This is a genomic window from Hwangdonia lutea (assembly GCF_032814565.1).
Lineage (GTDB): Bacteria > Bacteroidota > Bacteroidia > Flavobacteriales > Flavobacteriaceae > Hwangdonia > Hwangdonia lutea.
On sequence record NZ_CP136521.1, the window covers coordinates 1,815,358 to 1,834,761 of the forward strand.

The 19,404-nt window shown below is 37.8% G+C and carries 13 protein-coding genes; 7 read left to right on the forward strand and 6 right to left on the reverse strand.

Going from position 1 to position 19,404, the window contains the following annotated elements; all coding sequences use genetic code 11:
• Positions 1–101 precede the first annotated feature (101 nt).
• The 3 genes from RNZ46_RS07850 to RNZ46_RS07860 all read right to left on the reverse strand — a co-directional run bounded on the left by RNZ46_RS07850 (position 102) and on the right by RNZ46_RS07860 (position 1,651).
• The gene (locus RNZ46_RS07850; protein ID WP_316984828.1) at positions 102–461 is read right to left on the reverse strand and encodes an endonuclease domain-containing protein; all 360 of its coding nucleotides are present in this window, start codon (positions 459–461) and stop codon (positions 102–104) included.
• A 105-nt stretch (positions 462–566) separates the two neighbouring features.
• Positions 567–911: an antibiotic biosynthesis monooxygenase family protein gene (locus tag RNZ46_RS07855; protein WP_316984829.1), complete on the reverse strand. Its 345-nt coding sequence runs from the start codon at positions 909–911 to the stop codon at positions 567–569.
• Positions 912–925: 14 nt separating this feature from the next.
• Positions 926–1,651: a YqjF family protein gene (locus RNZ46_RS07860; RefSeq protein WP_316984830.1), complete on the reverse strand. Its 726-nt coding sequence runs from the start codon at positions 1,649–1,651 to the stop codon at positions 926–928.
• Positions 1,652–1,854: 203 nt separating this feature from the next.
• On the opposite strand from RNZ46_RS07860, the gene RNZ46_RS07865 reads away from it, so the two are divergent.
• Positions 1,855–3,690 (forward strand): T9SS type B sorting domain-containing protein, encoded by a 1,836-nt coding sequence (locus RNZ46_RS07865; RefSeq protein WP_316984831.1) that lies wholly within the window; start codon positions 1,855–1,857, stop codon positions 3,688–3,690.
• A 164-nt stretch (positions 3,691–3,854) separates the two neighbouring features.
• Here RNZ46_RS07865 and RNZ46_RS07870 read toward each other — a convergent pair whose 3' ends face one another.
• The 3 genes from RNZ46_RS07870 to RNZ46_RS07880 all read right to left on the reverse strand — a co-directional run bounded on the left by RNZ46_RS07870 (position 3,855) and on the right by RNZ46_RS07880 (position 5,881).
• Entirely contained in the window at positions 3,855–4,250 is a 396-nt protein-coding gene (locus RNZ46_RS07870; protein ID WP_316984832.1) for a hypothetical protein, read from the reverse strand.
• Positions 4,251–4,334: 84 nt separating this feature from the next.
• Positions 4,335–5,354: a phenylalanine--tRNA ligase subunit alpha gene (gene pheS / locus RNZ46_RS07875; RefSeq protein WP_316984833.1), complete on the reverse strand. Its 1,020-nt coding sequence runs from the start codon at positions 5,352–5,354 to the stop codon at positions 4,335–4,337.
• Positions 5,355–5,524: 170 nt separating this feature from the next.
• Entirely contained in the window at positions 5,525–5,881 is a 357-nt protein-coding gene (locus tag RNZ46_RS07880; RefSeq protein WP_316984834.1) for a hypothetical protein, read from the reverse strand.
• A gap of 65 nt (positions 5,882–5,946) precedes the next feature.
• Between RNZ46_RS07880 and RNZ46_RS07885 the strand changes: the two genes are divergently transcribed.
• The 6 genes from RNZ46_RS07885 (at position 5,947) to RNZ46_RS07910 (ending at position 19,334) form a co-directional block, all read left to right on the forward strand.
• Positions 5,947–6,462, forward strand: coding sequence for a CvpA family protein (locus RNZ46_RS07885; RefSeq protein WP_316984835.1), 516 nt, complete (start codon positions 5,947–5,949; stop codon positions 6,460–6,462).
• Between the two features lie 308 nt (positions 6,463–6,770).
• Positions 6,771–9,602, forward strand: a complete 2,832-nt coding sequence (locus tag RNZ46_RS07890) for a GEVED domain-containing protein (protein ID WP_316984836.1) — start codon at positions 6,771–6,773, stop codon at positions 9,600–9,602.
• A gap of 351 nt (positions 9,603–9,953) precedes the next feature.
• A complete protein-coding gene (locus RNZ46_RS07895) occupies positions 9,954–12,740 on the forward strand; it encodes a helix-turn-helix and ligand-binding sensor domain-containing protein (RefSeq protein ID WP_316984837.1) in 2,787 nt (928 codons plus the stop codon).
• Between the two features lie 215 nt (positions 12,741–12,955).
• Positions 12,956–15,982: a SusC/RagA family TonB-linked outer membrane protein gene (locus tag RNZ46_RS07900; RefSeq protein WP_316984838.1), complete on the forward strand. Its 3,027-nt coding sequence runs from the start codon at positions 12,956–12,958 to the stop codon at positions 15,980–15,982.
• Positions 15,983–16,001: 19 nt separating this feature from the next.
• Complete coding sequence (locus tag RNZ46_RS07905) at positions 16,002–17,534, forward strand: RagB/SusD family nutrient uptake outer membrane protein (protein WP_316984839.1); 1,533 nt, start codon at positions 16,002–16,004, stop codon at positions 17,532–17,534.
• Between the two features lie 6 nt (positions 17,535–17,540).
• Complete coding sequence (locus tag RNZ46_RS07910) at positions 17,541–19,334, forward strand: LamG domain-containing protein (RefSeq protein ID WP_316984840.1); 1,794 nt, start codon at positions 17,541–17,543, stop codon at positions 19,332–19,334.
• Positions 19,335–19,404 lie beyond the last annotated feature (70 nt).

The following is a 19,404-nucleotide window of genomic DNA, read 5'->3' on the forward strand; positions in this document are numbered from 1 at the left end:
TGCTTAGTACACTTAAAATAAATAGTTCTTATTTTAAACTCTCCTCCTTTTAAAGGAGGAGTGGATTCAGTCCCCCGAAAAGGGACTGAAGTCGAGGTGGTTTAATTTTTGAAACAACTGCAAATTTTCTCTAGCACATCTGTTATATTCTCAAAAATTAATTTGTTTTCAAATCTAATTACTTTAAAACCCAACTTTTCTAAATTCTGTGTTCTTTCGTAATCATAATTTTGTTGAGAAAAATCTAGATGATACGCACCATCTAACTCAATAATCAGCTTTTCAGATGCGCAATAAAAATCGACAATATAATTTAAAATACTATGTTGTCTTCTGAATTTTCTTCCATCAAGTTGCTTTCCTTTAAGATACTTCCATAATGCGGCTTCAGCCGAAGTTAAGTTTTTTCGCAATTCTTTTCGGCGCTCTTCTAAGTATTTATGATTGTGAATTTTGCTCATGTTTTTTTACCCTTCCGACTTTCAATTCTAAATTTAGTTCTAATTATTAATATGCTTTCTTTTTAAACTCTCCTCTTTTTTAAAGGAGGAGTGGATTCAGATTTATTAAAAATCTGAAGACGAGGTGGTTTTAAATTCATACTCGCGTTCTACTTTGCAAATTTTAACGTTATACCAACTGTACCAATCTTGTCGTCCTTTTTGTTGTGCTTGTACATGTTCACTTTGCTGTTTCCAGTTTTTTATAGCTTCTAAACTGTCCCAGTAACTCACTGTAATTCCAACGGCGTTTCGCGCGCTATCCATTCCTAAAAAACCGTTCTGTTGTTTGGCGAGGATTTCCATTTTTTCTGACATTTCAGAATAGCCATCAATGTTTTCATCCCGAAAGTTATCAGGATGTGTTGAGGTGAAAATTACGGCGTAATAGGGTTTAAATTCTGTTTTCATTTATTTGATGATTTTTAATGCATTGGCAAATTTTTCCTGTTCCAAGTCAATACCTTAACTCCTTTTGAATAGTGTATTCTATCAGGTTTGTTATCAAGAAGGTGATTAAATCTCGGGTAGTCAATTTTTAGGTTTTCAATCATTATATTTTGCATAGGCCATTCCACATGATGCACATCGTACTCAATAATGTGTTTCTTATAATCTTGAAAAACAGCATAGCGTTCGGTGAGCCACAAATCGGTTTTGTCTTTTTTAACAGAATCATTTTCTAATCGATATTCAAGGTGAAACGCATCATTAAACTCGGCATTTTTCGATTGAAAAATAGAGCCTTTTCTTTTCATTTTCGAATAGCGATACGGGAATTTTGACAATGCTTTTAGCACTTTACAAGACGAGCGTTTACTGCCTTCCATACTTAAAAAGTAAACACTTGGTTTATGATTGCAAACCACATAAACTCGAATATTTATTTCGTAAAAATCAGAAATATGAGGTATTTTCGGCAAAGTTTTTACACCAATATTATTCATGTTAAAAGCCACTAAACTCACCCATGTTTTTCCGTTAATGCTATCCAATTGAATGGTTTTTGGAAGCAGGGGTTCAATCAATGTTTCATCGACTTCCCAATGTAAAAAAACGGCATTGTTCCATTCTTGGTAAAATTTCCAAGGGCGTTTGGGGTATTCAAACGGTCGGTGTAACTTTTGTTTTAATATATCAGCCGATTTCATGCCTTTATTCTATTGCTTTTTTAGGTTGTATGTAGCATCCATTTAATAATTTACTTGTGCGTTATATCTTTGTTATGGATGTTTCATCTATTTAAACCCTTTTTTTACTAATATAGTTAGCTTTATTGTTATTTTTAGCAACTTAATAACTATTTGTAACATTTATCAAAAAGAAAACTCAAATACTCAGTTTAGTTGTTTTTATGCTAGTGGTCTTTAAGTTACAAGCACAATTGGGGTTTTGTAGCGGAAATTCCGGCGACCCTATTTTTACCGAAACTTTTGGTACGGGAACAACAAGTTCGCCATTACCTGCAGGAACAACATCATACACGTTTGCAGGAGGATCGCCGAGTGATGGGTTTTACACCGTTTCGAGCGACACTAATTTTTTTGATTGGCATGATATTGAAGACCATACGCCGAACGATACAGACGGAAGAATGCTAGTGGTTAATGCCGATTATACCGCTGGAGAATTTTACAGAACTACGATAAGCGGATTATGCGAAAACACCACTTACGAGTTCTCGTCGTGGATGATTAATTTGCTGCCCAGCACAACGCAGTGTGCCAATGGCGGCATTCCCATAAATGTGAAATTTGAAATTTGGGACAACACAGACACCAATCTTTTGGCAAGCGGCGATACAGGAGATATAAACGGAACATCAAGCCCGAACTGGTTACAATATGCTTTGGTGTTTCAAACCTTGCCGGCTCAAACATCGGTGATTTTAAAGATGCTGAACAATGGTGTTGGCGGATGCGGAAACGATTTGGCTATTGATGATATTGTGTTTAAATCTTGTGGCGATGCCGTAATTATTGAGAACCCAGCAAATAACATAAATACCTTTGTGTGCGAAGACCAATTGCCCTATGCCACACAATTAACGGCAATTCCAGATTTTGCTATTTTTTCAACTCATTTTTATCAGTGGCAAGAAAGTTCAGATGGCATAAATTGGATTGATATTGCGGGGGAAACCAATCAAAGTTACACCACTTCACTTATAAACAGCACAACATTTTACAGAGTAAAAATTGCAGAAGATGCCATTAATTTAACAAACGATTCGTGTAATTCTACCTCCGAAATATTCGAAATTCAAGTCATTCCACTTCCCAATGCGCCAACAAGTAATGGTGATTTAATGATTTGCGAAAATGACGATACACCACTTTCAGTAACTGTTCCAATAGGCGTGCGGGTTAATTGGTACGATGCCTCTGTTGGCGGAAACCTTCTTCAAGCAAATAGTACCGTATATAACCCAAATGGTGTTTCGGGCATCTATTATGCCGAAGCTGAAACCGTTAACGGGAATTGTATTTCAACCTCAAGAACCGCTGTAGAAATTAACTATTATCCAATTCCGCAAGTACAAGACGAAACCCTTGAGTTTTGCGAAAACACAACCCTGGATTTACAGGCCAATGCCAGTAATGCCACCTCATATTTGTGGAGCACTGGCGAAATTACCGAAACCATTACTGTTAACGCGCCAGGGATTTATAGCGTACAGGTCACCAACAATAATTGCTCGGTTGCAAAAACCATAACCGTTACGCAAATTAACAATCCGGTAATAGAAAATGTAACGTCCGATGGCAACGATATTATTGTCAATGCTACCTCAAACACCGGAAATTTGTTGTATTCATTAAACGGAAACATCTTCCAGCCCAACAACACTTTTTTTAATGTTGATGGTGGTTTATATACCATTTATGTAAAAGATCGCGATTGCTCATTCATCACTACGCAATCGTATTTACACTTTTATATACCTAAATTTTTTACACCAAATAACGATGGCGATAACGATGCCTTCAATTTAAAAGGTATCGAATATTACGCAAGCTCACAAGTCTTTATTTTTGACAGATACGGAAAGCTTTTAAAAAGTTCGAGAAACAGTTCATTTTCATGGAACGGCACGTTTAACAACCAACAATTGCCAACCGACGATTATTGGTATGTTGTTGTAATAGACGGGCAAAAATTTACGGGACACGTTACTTTAAAGCGCTAAATTGTTTTTGGGCGTTACCACAAGGGTCGGGCTTTCACTACTCGCTTCCTCCTTCGTCGGCGAGCTCAAACATTTAGCCTGCGGTGAGCGCAGGCGAACCGTTCAATCCCTAACGCACCTATCCGCAAAAGTCGTGGTTAACATCATAAAAATAGAGGTGTTTGCTATTTCACTAAAACACCTTTTACTTCCATTAAAGGAACAGGCTGTAAAGCTTTAAGATTAATCGTGTTTTTTCTAAACAAATAGGTTTTATCAAACATGGTATTGCCCTCAAAAAAAGAGACTTTGAAGGTGTTATTTAGTTCAAACAAGTCTTCTTGCATCAGTTCGATTTTAGCATAGCTTTTTTTAGGCAGCTTGTCTAGTTTTTTTCTAAAAATAGAAGTTGTTTTGTCTTTGGAATAACCGCTTGTAACAATAAGTACCATCTCTAAATCAACCTCTTTATCGTTAATGATGTAAGCATTCCAATCGTGGGTTTTGTAAATGTCGTTGTACTCGTTTACAATAGCGATGTAAACGTTTTTTACTTCGGGGATTTGGATATCTTTTTTCATAATCGGCATTCCTGCAAAGGCAGGAATCTTTTAAATTGAAGTTTTAAAGTGGATTCCGCATCAGGTGCGGAATGACAAAAGCAATTAGATTGAACTTTTAAACTGCTCTAAAAACCTAACGTCGTTTTCACTTAACAAACGAATATCGCCAATTTGGTGCAATAGCATCGCAATACGATCTATACCAACGCCAAAGGCAAATCCTGAATATTCAGTGGAATCGATTTTGCAGTTTTCCAATACATTGGGGTCTACCATACCGCAGCCACCAATTTCCAGCCAACCGGTGCCTTTTGTGATTTTGTAATCGGTTTCGGTTTCCAGTCCCCAATACACATCAATCTCGGCGCTTGGTTCTGTAAATGGAAAATACGACGGGCGCAAGCGTATTTTGCTTTTCCCGAACATTTCGGTTGTAAAATATTGAAGGGTTTGTTTTAAATCTGCAAAACTCACGTCTTTATCAATATACAAACCTTCCACTTGATGGAAAAAACAGTGCGAACGTGCCGAAATAGCTTCGTTCCTGTAAACACGACCCGGAGAAATGGTTCGAATGGGCGGTTTATTGTTTTCCATGTAACGCACCTGTACCGAACTGGTGTGTGTGCGCAGTAAAATATCGGGATTGGTTTGAATAAAAAACGTATCCTGCATATCGCGAGCCGGATGGTATTCCGGTAAGTTTAACGCGGTAAAGTTGTGCCAATCATCCTCAATTTCGGGGCCTTCGCTAACATTAAAACCAATGCCGGCGAAGATATCTATAATTTGGTTTTTTACGATAGAAATAGGGTGGCGCGCTCCAATTTGAATAGGTTCGCCGGGGCGTGATAAATCGCCAAAAATACCTTTTACTTCTTCTTTGCTTTCCAGCTCTTGTTTTAAGGCATTTACTTTATCTTCGGCTGTTTTTTTTAGGGTGTTTATGGTTTGGCCAAATTCTTTTTTCTGATCGTTTGCCACGTTTTTAAGTTCGCTATAGAACCCTTTAAGCAACCCTTTGGAGCCTAAATATTTTATACGAAACGCTTCTACCTCTTCTTTTGATTGGGCTTTAAAAGTTTCGGCCTCGGCTATAAGTGCTTTTATCTTATCTATCATAACGTCATTTAAAAAATGAATGCAAATTTAATATTTTTTACTTGAACTGCGTTAGGGATTAAGGTATTGTTGAAGCTCTTTTTGTGTTGTTGCACCTATGCAACACAAAAAAGCGACTACCGTAAGCCCGACCTCCCGATAGTTATCGGGAATGGTAACGCCCAAATAATTTACACGATATAATGGGTTTCTAGAAAATAGTTTACAATGGCTTCTTTCATTAAAATGCTTTGTTCGCCCGCCTTGAGATGCGGTAGGGTTTCTAAGGTTTTGTAATGCGGCCAGCCCTCATCATCAACAAAATCGAGTTCGTAATAGCCATAGGGCGTTAGTAACTTACAAATGGCAATGTGCATTAAATCGAGTTTTTGGTCTTTTTTAAAGGTTCTGTTTAACTGCCCGAGCTCTTGCACGCCTATTAAATATATAATAGCGTCGAGATCTAGAAGGTCTCCATCGGCAAACTGATCGGATAGTTTTTTAACCACCAGACTCCAGCGTTCTTTTAATTGTTCGTCTCTTGACATAATATTTTTAAAGTTGCAAAGTTAATAAACCTAAGTGTTACTATATTTGTTAAAATTCTTTATTTATGGGTGTTATAGACATTGTGTTAGCTGCTTTAATTTTATATGGGCTGATTCGCGGTTTTTTGAAAGGCTTTTTTGTTGAGGTGGCATCACTTATTGCATTGGTTGCAGGTGTTTATGGCGCTATACATTTTAGTAATTTTGCTGCCGATTTTTTACAGACCAAAGTAGAATGGAATGAAAAAACCATAAATATTGTCGCTTTTGCCATAACTTTTGTGGTTATAGTTTTGGCTATTGCCTTAGCAGGAAAGGCACTAACCAAATTAGCGGACTTTGCCGCGCTTGGTATTATCAATAAATTTTTAGGCGGTGTTTTTGGAGCTATAAAAATAGCGCTTATTTTAAGTGTGGTATTGAATATTTTTGATAAAATGAATAGTACCATTACGTTTGTTGACGAAGAACAAGTAAATGATACTGTGCTTTACGAGCCTGTAAAGGGGTTGGTGCCCATGATTTTTCCGAGTATATTAACACTTAAGGAAGAGGTCGCGACTCGTGAGAATGAGGCTTAAAGAATACGTTTTTTGTTTAGATTTGACATATTATGGGTTTTTGTAAATTTTAAATACACTATTCCCTTCATTATGAGGTATTAAAAAAAACCCTCACAGCATATCTTCCTATAATTTAGCAATAGCAATTCGTCTAATATTTTGCACAGAATATCGATGATTAATAATTCGCTGCTATAAATAACGCCCTTTTTTGATTAAAATTTACACCTCATAAACATATTTAATGTCTAATTTTGAGAACATTGCCTAATATGTTATACATAATACATATTGTAATCATAAACTCACTTTTAAAAAAACGCAAAATGATGAAAAACTACATTAAAACATTTGGCATAATGGTCGCCTTGCTCTTTGCGAGTGTATCTTATGCGCAGTATTGCACTCCCACGGTTCCGCAAACCGCTTCAAGCTTTATTAATAATTTGCAGCTTAATAGTGGCGCTGTACTAAATCGGGCGTCTACAAATATGGGCTACGAATATATTACAGATACCGAGATTAATTTAATTTCAGACACGGCTTATCGATTTGATATTGGGGTTGGCGATCCAGGATTAACTACACACAAAAGAGTTCATGTATGGATTGATATGAATAGAGATGGTGATTTTGATGATGCTGGCGAATTAACGTTTAGCTGGAGTGGAGCTAATACCGGTTCTAACCTCGGATTTTCAAACAAAAACATAGGTCCGGTTATTGCAGAAGGAGAAACCAGAATGCGAGTAGCTATGGTTGCAGCAAATGGTACCATAGGCCCTATATCACCATGTGATAGTTTTACTGGTGGCGAAGTTCAAGATTATAAAATAAGTATTTTTTTAACGCCACCACCAACGTATTGTGAGCCTACAATACCCGTATCGTCAACAAGCTATATCAATAATTTTAAACTTTCTACGGCCGGTACTGGCGATGGTGCTTTTATAAATCATGCCTCTTCAAATGTAGGATATCAAAATATTACGAGTACTGATGCTACGTTAATGACGGATACCTCATTTGGCTTTAATATAGGTGTAGGCGATCCTACTGCAACGACACACAAGAGATTACATGTATGGATTGATATGAATAGAGATGGCGATTTCGATGATGCGGGTGAATTAATTTTTAGCTGGTCTGGTGCTAATACAGGTTCCGATCTTGGTTTTTCAAGTAAAAATATTGGTCCAGTAATAGACGCAGGACTCACTAGAATGCGGGTAGCTTTGGTTGCTGCAGATGGTGCCATATCAGCCATAGGGCCTTGTGATAATTTTACGGGTGGCGAAGTTAAAGACTATAGGGTTATCCTTGAGCTTCCTCCTTCGGGGCCTTGCTATCCAACATCAATGGCAGCATCTACTACAAGCTTTTTAGATTATTTTAAAATTACCGATGTATCCGATGGAGACCTATTAAATCATGTTTCTACGAATGTGGGTTACGAAAATGTCACTGATAGCAATGTAGCTTTAAATGCCGAAAAATCATATCGATTTAATTTTGGTGTTGGTAACCCTAGTGCAGGAGCAAACAAACGTGTGCATATATGGATTGATAAAAATCAAGACGGTGATTTTTCTGATGCAGGCGAAAGTGTTTTTAGTTGGACCGGCGCTAATACTACCGAAGATCTTCAGTTTGCGAACAAAAACATTGGAACTGTTGATGTTTTAGGTAATTCAACTATGCGTATTGCCATGCGTTCTTCTAATAGTACAATACCTGCAATAGATCCCTGTGATACATTTACAGATGGTGAGATTATAGATTTTTCAATAGTCGTGAGTGCCGCTATCCCACTATTAACAGCATTAACCCCGGAGGTTGATATAGATTTATTCGTGGGTGATGGCGTGCCAGCCTCATCGAATGGTACACCGCATACCTACAGAATTCCTTCTTTGGTAACTTCAACTGCGGGAAACTTATTGGCTATTGCAGATGCACGTTATGAGGATGCTTCTGATGTACCGGGAGATATTGATATGGTAGTTAGAAGAAGTACCGATAATGGTGCTACTTGGGGTAGTCCAATAACAATTTCTACAGACCACGGTGGTGATGCCTGTACTGTAGTTGATAGAGATACAGGAAGAATATTCGTTTTTTATGCCTATTCCACCGTAAATAATATATGGAATTCAGATGGAGATCCAAATAGCCCAAATACCTTAAGGTCTCGCTACGTTTATAGTGACGATGATGGCCTAACTTGGTCTGCACCAGTAGATTTAACAGCATCGCTTTATAAACCAGGCGATAGGTCATACTGGGCATCAGCAGGTACAGGTATACAATTACGAAACGGCACCTTGGTAATTCCAATAGGCGTGGTAAGAGGAGGAAATACTGATTCCTTATATGGTGGATTGATTTACAGTACAGACCACGGTGCGACCTGGAATCGATCGGCAACTAATAGCTTTAATAAATTTGATGAAAACACCATTGTAGAATTAAATGATGGCAGAATTATGATAAATTCAAGAAACCACTACGGAACAGGTAGGCGTCTTGTTACCTATACCTCAGACTTAGGAACAACATGGGAACCTTATACTTTTGATACCGATTTGATTGATCCTATCTGTCAAGGAAATATTTTACGATACACCTCTACTTTAGATGGTTATGATAAAGATCGTATATTATTCAGTAATCCTGCGAGCACATCTGGAAGGCAAGATGGAGTGTTAAGAATTAGTTATGACGAAGGGCAAACCTGGGCATATTCAAAATTATACCAAACAGGATTCTCAGCCTATTCATCTCTTGCTATTTTACCCGATGGAAAAATAGGGCTGCTATATGAATCTGATGGTTACACTAAAATTAAGTTTAAAAGATTTAGTATAGAAGACTTATCCGACAGTACAGATTCATTTAACGCTTTAAGTGTAGAGGAACTGTCAACCGCAATCAATGGAACAAAGTTATACCCTAACCCAGTAAAGAACATATTAAATATACGCACATCGGGCGCTTCAGAAGTAAAAATTTACAATGTTGTTGGTAAGCTTGTTTTCGATGATGAGGTAAGCGTAGAGCGAAAAGAATTAGATGTTTCTCATTTAACAAATGGGCTATATTTTGTAAAGGTTAAGAACGACTTAGGGATTAGTAACTTTAAAATAATAAAAAAATAGAATCATTTTTTTATTAGAATCCTTATCGGATAAATAATCTAAACTGAGGATAGCAATTTAAAACACCATCAATACTGCAGTATTGATGGTGTTTTTTTGTTTTTAAGAATAAAGCCTCATTTTTAAGTCTCCTTGATTTTTGCAGATTCAGTTTTATCACACCATAAAATACAATAACCTTTAAATATATGTCGTATTATCAAATTACAGACATTCTGGATTAACCTTAATTGCACTAAATTTTTTTGCAATTCTTCAAGGCGTTTTTTAATTAAAATAATTTGTTTTAAAATTGTTTAGATTTGTTTATATCAAATTTTTCTTCATTTAAGTTGTTAATTAGTGGTTTTAGTGAAATATAAAAGTATATTTTTTTTAATCTTAATAGTATTATGTTTTAATGCTTCTTACGCACAATATGCGCCATTTTTTCAAAATTACACTTTAACGGAGTTTAATGCAGGAAACCAAAACTGGGATATATCATTTGCCGACAACGGTAAGTTATACGTTGCTAACGACAAAGGCTTGCTAGAGTTCGATGGTTTAAAATGGAATTTTTACCAACTTCCAAATAAAACGATTATCCGATCCGTAATGGCATACAATAATGTTATATACACCGGGTCTTACGAAGAGTTTGGGTATTGGAAAAAAAACAAAAAAGGCGTATTGGTTTATACGTCTTTAAGCAATTTTCAGGAACAGGAAAAATCTTTAGATGAAGAGTTTTGGCAAATATTACACCACAATGGCGCCATTTTGTTTAGATCATTTGCAAATCTATACATATATAAAGATGGGAAAATATCAAAAGTAAGGCCGGAGTCAACTATAATTTCATGTAGCGTTGTAAATAACAAGGTCTATGTTTCCACCTTGAAGGATGGCATATATATGTTGCGAGATGATGTTTTGATTCCGTTTATTAATGGTGATGCCTTATACGACACAAAGATTGTTTCCATTTCATCTTTTAAAAATAAATTACTTATTACTACCGCATTAAAAGGATGCTATTTGTACAATAACAACACCTTGAAGGCATGGAAACCTCAAATAAATACAATAATTAAAGAGCAACAACTCAATAGCTTTTTAGAGTTGGATAATGGCAATATGGTTTTCGGAACCATAAAAAACGGTGTTTACATAACCAATAATTTAGGCAACGTATTGTTTCATATTAGTAAAGAAAACGGGTTGTTAAACAATACGGTCTTAAATCTTGGTCTGGGAAAAAATAATAAATTATGGGTGGGCTTGGATAATGGAATTGCACTTGTAGATTTAAATTATAATCATGTATTATACAATGACAATTCTGGCGAATTGGGAGCTGTTTACGATGTAATAAAATATAAAAAGGTTCTGTATATAGCCAGTAATACAGGATTGTTTTATTTAGAAGAAGGTAATGACAGACTAAAATTTGTTGAAAACTCGCAAGGGCAAGTTTGGAATTTAAAAGAAATAAATGGCGAACTGTTTTGTGGACACAATGACGGAACTTTTCTTGTACAAGATAAAAAGCTAAAAAAAATTTCCAACGCTACGGGCGGATGGGTGCTTAAAAAAGTCCCCGAAGCCAACAATACATATATACAAGGCACTTATGCGGGTTTGGTAAGGTATAAATATGAAAATGGAGAATGGCAAGCGGTTCATTTAGGCGGAACCACCATACCCATTAAATATTTGGTTTTCGAAGATGCTTTTACGGCTTGGGCGGCTCATGCTTACAAAGGATTGTATAGAATAAAATTTGATGAAACTTATGACAGTGTAGACGTTGAAAATTATAAAAATAAAGGACTTTGGTCTGATTATAATGTACGCGTTTACAATATAAAAAACGATATATGCTTTAAAACCAATCAAGGGTGGCAAAAGTATGAAGCCTTGATAGATAGCATTGTACCCAACACTTTATTAAACGATACTTTTGGTCAAGACACAAATATTATTTCTGAGCCTTATTTAGATTTATTGGTCACAAAAAATAAAACGGACAGAATCAGTTTTGTTTCTTTGGAAAATGGCAACACTAATTTAGAGTTGCCCAATAAAATTTTTAAAGACCGATTAGTGGTAGGAGGAGAAAGCATTTCTCAAATTAACGATTCCATTTACGCATTAAATCTGTACGACGGATTTATGCTTATCAATAAAGCCGAAAATGTGCGTCAAGCCACATTGCCTCAAGAACCGATTTTGGAGCACATTGAAGTAGATAAAAGTTTATTTGATATAAATCCGGCTGATGCTTACGAATTCCCATTCAATCAAAAAATCAGTATATCTGTATCGTCGCCAAATTCAAGCAATCATTTTTTCGAATATGCCATATCCAATTCAGATTCCCTAAATTGGTATCAAATGGATAGTGAAAGGCTGGAATTGTCTAATTTGAGTAATGGCGATTATAGCGTACATTTTCGAGCCACTAACCTTTCTGGCGATGTATCTTCAGTAAAAACATTGAAATTAAAGGTCTTGCCACCGTGGTACAAAAACAGTTTGTTTTTTCTTTTTACGGGATTGTTGATTAGTCTATTGGCCTACGGACTCCATAAGCGCAAAATAAACAAAGAGCAAAATGCGCTGCATGAAAAACTAAAAATAGAACAAGAAACATTGTTAAAAGAAAAAGCTATTGAAAACGATAAGAAAATAGTTCAGTTAAAAAATGAATCCTTAAAAAACGAAGTAAAACTAAAAAGCAAGCAACTAGCCAATACAGCAATGTCCTTAGTTAAAAAGAATGAGTCTTTGCTTGAGATTAAAAATGAAATTTCTAAAAATAAAATAGGTTTTGAAAACAGTTTAGCCTACAAAAGATTATTGCGAAAAATCGATAATTCCATTGGACATAAAGATGAATGGCAATTGTTTGAATACAACTTTAATCAAGTGCATGAAGAATTTTTTAACGAATTGAAAAGTAAATATCCGCAATTAACACATAAAGATTTGAAGATATGTGCCTACATAAAAATGAATTTGTTAACTAAAGAAATTGCGCCATTAATGAATGTGTCAATAAGAGGGCTAGAAACTCATAGATATCGATTAAAACGCAAGTTAAATTTAGAAAACGACAAATCTTTAGCAGATTATTTGCGAAATTTCCAATAAGAGAGTGTATAACGCCTCTCATTTTACTACGTCAATACTACGTCATTTTGTGTTTAAACCCTTTATAATTAGTTAAAATCATTCTTCATAACATACGTCAATAAGCGTTTTTTATTGTTTTTTTGATGTATGACGTATTTTTTGTGTAAGCCATTTTTTGACTGGCACTCATATAGTTTATAATTTAGTACAAACTAACATTCAAAACAAACTATATGAAAACAAGACTTACTTTATTACTAATTTTTCTATTTTCAGTTCATGCTTATGCACAAGAAATATTAGTTAGCGGTACTGTAGTAAGTGCCGAAGACAATATACCCGTGCCAGGTGTAAGTGTTATAGTAACAGGGACAAGTAGAGGTGTAAGTACAGATTTTGATGGGAACTATTCCATTAAGGTGCAAAGCGGCGAAGTTTTGGAGTTCAGCTTTTTGGGCTTTAAATCGCAATCTGTAACCATTACAAACCAAACCACGGTCAACATCTCGTTGCAACCGGACATCGCTGCACTCGACGAGGTTGTAGTGGTAGGTTACGGTACGCAAAAACGTGCCGATTTAACCAGTGCCATTGTAACTATTGAGCCCGAAGAACTACAAAAAGTCCAGGCGTCTCAAGTAGTGCAAGGGTTTCAAGGGCAAGTTGCTGGTGTGCAAATTAGTAGCTTGGGGTCTCCGGGCGATACACCGGAAATCAACATTAGGGGAATCAACTCTTTATTCGGAAATTCGGCGCCCCTATTCGTTGTCGATGGTATGTTTTACAACAATATCGATTTCCTCAACGCTTCAGAAATCCAAGATTTGTCAATATTAAAGGACGCCTCGGCCGCAGCCATTTATGGAGTACGGGCCGCTAACGGCGTGGTTTTAATAACCACTAAAGGAGGTAAGTTCAACAGGGATGCGCAAATAGAGTACACCACAAATTATGGTATTCAAAGAGCGCAAAACATTTTAAAAATGGCCAATGCGGAACAGTTTACCACATTTGCTTTAGAGTCGGGTTCAGCTTCCGAAATAGCCAGTATAGACGATGCCTTTCAACGTTTCGGCAGGAGCAGGGTTAACCCCAACATCCCAAATGTAAACACAGATTGGTATAAAGAGGTGTTAAGGGAAGCGCCCATGTACAGCCACGATCTACAAATTAACGGCGGTACTGAATCTATAGCTTATTCCGTTGGGGGCAACTACTTGCTGCAGAAAGGTATTTTAGACATGAAGAATGATTACAAGCGTTTTAATTTAAGGGCGCGAATAGATGCTAAGGTTAACAACTGGCTTAAAGTTGGAGCAAATTTCTTAAACAGTAGGGCCATTAAATACGACGACGAAAGTTCTGCATGGCAATTAACCTATTATGCGGTGCCCATTTTACCGGTATTCGATTCTAATTTTACCGATGCCGATCCTTTGCCCTATGCAGATGCTAGGGAAATTGGATATAGAGGAAGCCAAAACCCTTTCCCTTTGCTGGATAATTCCGATAGAAGAGGCGAGCGTCGCCGAAGCACAATCAATATTTATACAGATATAAGCCTAATACCGGAAAAATTAAATTTTAAAACCACGTTATCTTACAACAACAGAAACAACAACGAGAGAATAGTGTTGTTGCCGTATTTTGTGTCTGACAATTTTCAAAGAACAATTGAACAATCGTCCATTACCAGAAACAATTCGGTTCAAGAAAATTACATTTTAGATAATGTATTGACTTATAGCAACACTCTTGGTGATCACGACTTTACGTTAATGGCAGGAACATCTTATAGAGATGATTATTTCAGAAGCTTTGGCACAAGGGGTAATTTTGATCCAGGAGCTGCTTTTGTAAGAAATAACGATAAGACTTGGTATATATCAAACACTGCAGAAGACAGTAGAATTTCTTACGACGGCGGAAGCGTAGCCTATGGTTTTTCCTATTTTGGTAGAGCATCTTATAAGTTTCAAGACAAGTATATTGCTTATGCCACTTTTAGGGCCGAAGGCAGTAATAAATACGAAGAAACCTACGTGTACCTACCTGCCTTTGGTTTAGGATGGGTAGCTTCTGAGGAAAGCTTCATGAAAGGCACTGAGTTTATCGATTTCTTGAAATTCAGGGCTGGTTGGGGCAGGTTGGCCAATGATGCCGTACCTGCAAGTATCCCCCAAAGCGCCAATACCATTTCTACGGTTTTTGATGATACCTTAATCAATGGCTTTTCGTTTTCTACTAATGCCGATGATTTAGGTTGGGAGTTTACCGAAGAGGCCAACGTGGGGCTTACAGCAAAATTATTTGATAATAGCCTATCACTAGAAGCCGATTACTTTATAAAGGACACAAAAAACTTAGCCATTCCCGTACTGCCTTTGGTTGGTACAGATGTGAGCCAACAAAACGTTGGTAGTGTTCGGAATAAAGGTTTTGAAATTGCGGCAACGTACAAAGGCAAGATTACAGAAGATTTAGGGTTTACCGTTTCTGGAAACTTTAGTTCTATCGATAACGAAATCACGGATTTGGAAGGCCAACCACACATCGATCGCGGTAGTGCGGAATTTAGGCAACGTTTGGCCGTTGGACAACCAATTAACGTTTTTTATGGTTGGCAAACAGACGGTGTTTATCAAACTCCTGAAGAAATTGCGGCCGATCCATTGGCCCAAGCAGCAATTGCAGAGGGCATAGAAATTAAACCCGGATATTTCAAGTATAAAGATTTGGAGCCAGACGGCTTACTGGATGCGAACGACAGAACCTATATAGGAGCGCCCGTACCAACATATTACTACGGTGGTAACTTGGGTTTAAATTATAAAAATTGGGAAGTGTCCGCACAGTTTTATGGTCAGGGTGGCAACGTTATCCTTAATAGAAACCGTGCAGAGGTAATCCGTACACAAGGGCGTAACATTGATGCAGAACTGGCCATAAACAGATGGCACGGCGAGGGTACTACAAATGCATTCCCATCTTCCGAAGGGTATAGACAATTATGGAATCAAAGAATGTCTGGGTTTTGGTTGGAAAAAGGCGACTTTTTCAGAATTCAAAACATTCAACTGGCGTACACCTTAAAACATAATAATTTGCCAGAGATGCGATTTACCTTAACTGCCGATAGGCCGTTCCAATGGGCCAGCAGCTTTAATGGCTTTAACCCCGAAGTCGGGTTTGATGGTATCGATTTACGAACATATCCCGTGCCAGCGGTCTACTCGTTTGGGCTTAATGTGAAACTTTAAATTGCTAAAAGAAAGACATATGAAAACAAAATCATTTTTAATTAAAATTACCTTATTGGCACTACCCATGTTTTTATGGAATTGTAGTGAACAATTAAACGAAGAACAAGAACTTGTTGTTCAACAAGGAGACATAGACTATACAAGCGAAGAAAGCGCATTTGGGGCCTTGGTAGGGTCGTACCGCACGTTCCAAAGCTTAGGGTGGGAACAGGTACCACTTTTATCTGTAAGGGGCGACGATGTAAATGCCGGCGGTTTGGGAGACCAACAAGGGTTTGCCGATACAGATAATTTTATCTACGACAATAATTATTGGATGTACAATTCCCTTTGGAACAGTTGGTTTCAAGACGTGTTGCAGATTACCGTACAAATAGATCAATTGGAACAATTTAAAGAGAATGGTGTCGATGCCAATTTAATCGATCAGTATATCGCAGAGTCCAAAACCTTACGCGGCTTTATCACATTACAATTATCACGCGCTTTTGGAGATGTATATAAAATTGCGTCGCCCGATCAAACCCAAATTGAAGTATTGCCAAAAGACCAGTTGATGCAATGGATATCGGATCAAATGGATGAGGCTGTCCCAGATTTATTGGATGCCCATCCGGTTGATAGAAACGATTTGCCCGGAGGCATCACAAAATATACAGCCTTAACGGTAAAGGCCATGGCAAATTTAGAATTAGAAAACTATCAAGGCGTCGCCGATGCCACAGGGCAGATTATAAATTCCAACAAATTTGAATTGTTCGACGATTTCTATAATCTCTTTAAAATCCCTGGAAAATTGAGCAGGGAGAATATCCTGGAAATCCAATATTCAGATTTTGGTCAATCTTCAGGAGATAACGTCGGACATTTATACGCGTTTTACGGGTCACAAAACTGGACACCTGCGGTGGCCGGCGCTAGTAGCGGATGGGGTTTTTACGAGCCTAGTTTAAAGTATATTAAATTTATGCTGGATAGAGATGAAACCATTCGTTTGGAAACCAGTGTATTGTTTACCAACAGGGGTATAGCCGAACTCGAAGCAGCCGGTTATACAAATATGCCTTCGTTCGTAAACAACACAACACGCGACGGAGACCGTATAAACGATTACTCTAGGGCCATGTTCGCCAGTGGTAAACATTACTTGCCCTCAGTTCAACTTACTCCGGGCAGAACAAGTTATGGAACCAATAAAAACTATACGGTAATTCGCTATGCCGAAGTGTTGCTTATGTATGCCGAAGCACTAACCAGAGGCGCTACTGGTAATGCTGGTTCAGCAGATAGTGCTATTAACGAAGTAAGGCAAAGGGCCGGATTATCACCAATAAACGGCGCCACGAGTCAAGACGTTATAGACGAAAAATTTGCTGAGTTCGCCATGGAATGGGGTATAAGATACGCAGATATGGTTCGTTTGGAAAAAACCAACGAATTAAGTTACGACGGAAGAACATTTACCATGGACAAAGCTTATTTGCCTTATCCTTTGGCACAATTGGAGCAGAGTTTCATCCTCAGGGAATATGCTAACAACAACAACTAAAAAATTATGAAGACTATATTAAAAAGAATAATGACTTTATTATTGGTATCGCTAATTTTTACGGCATGCGATAATAATAATATCGATCCAATAACCGAAGTTGCCCCTGGTGCTGATGCCGGGGCACCAGAGATAACCTTAAAATATCCTACCGATGGTACAAAAATTAAGGTGAATGACCCTGTAGTGGCTATAAATATTGAATTTCAAGTGGTAGATGATATTGAGATAGATAACATAGCTGTACTTATCAACAATAATCAAATTAAATCTTTGAGCGGTGATTTTTTGGATTATAGAAAAGTTATTGCCGAAGTACCTTTTGATAATGTTACAACAGGCCAACACGAACTAAAAATTGTAGCTACAGATATCAGTGGTAAATCTACCACTGCAACGGCCAATTTTGAAAAAGAACCACCTTACGTACCTCTTTTTGCCAATGAAGTTGTGTACATGGATTTCGAGAGCGATTACACCGAATTCATCACTGTAACCAAAGCAACAATAGTTGGTAACCCAGGTTTTGCAGGCGAAGGTTTGGCGAGTAACAACGCCTATGCCGGTGCCGAAGATTCTTATTTAACACTACCTACCGCACCAATGCAATTTGGCAGTGAGGTTTCGGCTATATTTTGGTACAAGGTCAATGCCTCTCCAGACAGGGCAGGTATTTTGGTTGTAGGACCAGAAGATCTCGATAACCCTGACTATCCAGAAAAGCAGAATAATAGAAATGCAGGGTTCAGGTTATTCAGGGAAAATGCCGGTGGCAATCAACGTGTCAAACTAAATGTTGGTATCGGAACCAAAAACGTGTGGGTAGATGGCGGCACTGCTTCAGATATCGACCCCAATAAAAACGAATGGGCAAGTATAGCACTTACCATTTCGCCAACCGAAGCGCGGGTATATATCAATGGTGTTTTGGCCAAAGAAAGTGCTTTGGAAAGCCCAATAGATTGGACAGGTACCGATATTATGTCTATCATGTCCGGCGCACCACGTTTTACGGGATGGAACCACAAATCCGATCATAGTTTTATGGACGAGTTGCGTTTCTTCAATGTGGCTTTATCGCAAAGCGAAATACAAAATATCCTAGGAGTTACCAACCCGTATGAACCAGCCGATGGCGAAACCGTTTACATGCCTTTTGAAGGCGATTTTAGAAACTGGGTAACTGGTGCCACGGCAACAGAGGTTGGTACGCCCGGTCTTGCAGGCGAATCAAAAAAAGGCGCAGACGCCTATGCCGGTGCCACAGATTCTTATTTAACGGTACCAACCACGGGCTTATTGGGCGAAAACTTTAGCGCTACCATGTGGCATAAAATCAATGCAACACCAGACCGTGCAGGAGTTTTGGTCATTGGGCCAGAAGACACAGAAAACGCAGGTTATCCAGATACACAAAATAACAGAAAAAGCGGATTTAGGTTTTTTAGAGAAAATGCTGGTGGCATGCAACGTTTTAAATTGAATGTTGGTAACGGAACTGCTGATACTTGGGTAGATGGCGGAACTGCCGCCGATGTCGATCCTACGGCCAACGAATGGGTACACTTGGCCTTTACCATTTCGCCAACCAAAGCCATTGTTTACATCAACGGCGAGGCGGTAAAAGAAAGCGATATAACAGGAGTAGATTGGACAGGCTGCGATGTTATGTCAATCATGTCCGGGGCACCGCGTTTTACGGGCTGGAATCACAAGTCCGATTTAAGCTTTCTAGACGAACTGCATACTTACAATAAGACCCTTACTCAATCGGAGATTCAAGCTATAATGACTGATTAATAGCAGTCTAGTTGAGTTAGTTTTTTTTAATTTAGTTGAATTTTTAGCTGCACTTTATCATAAGGTGCAG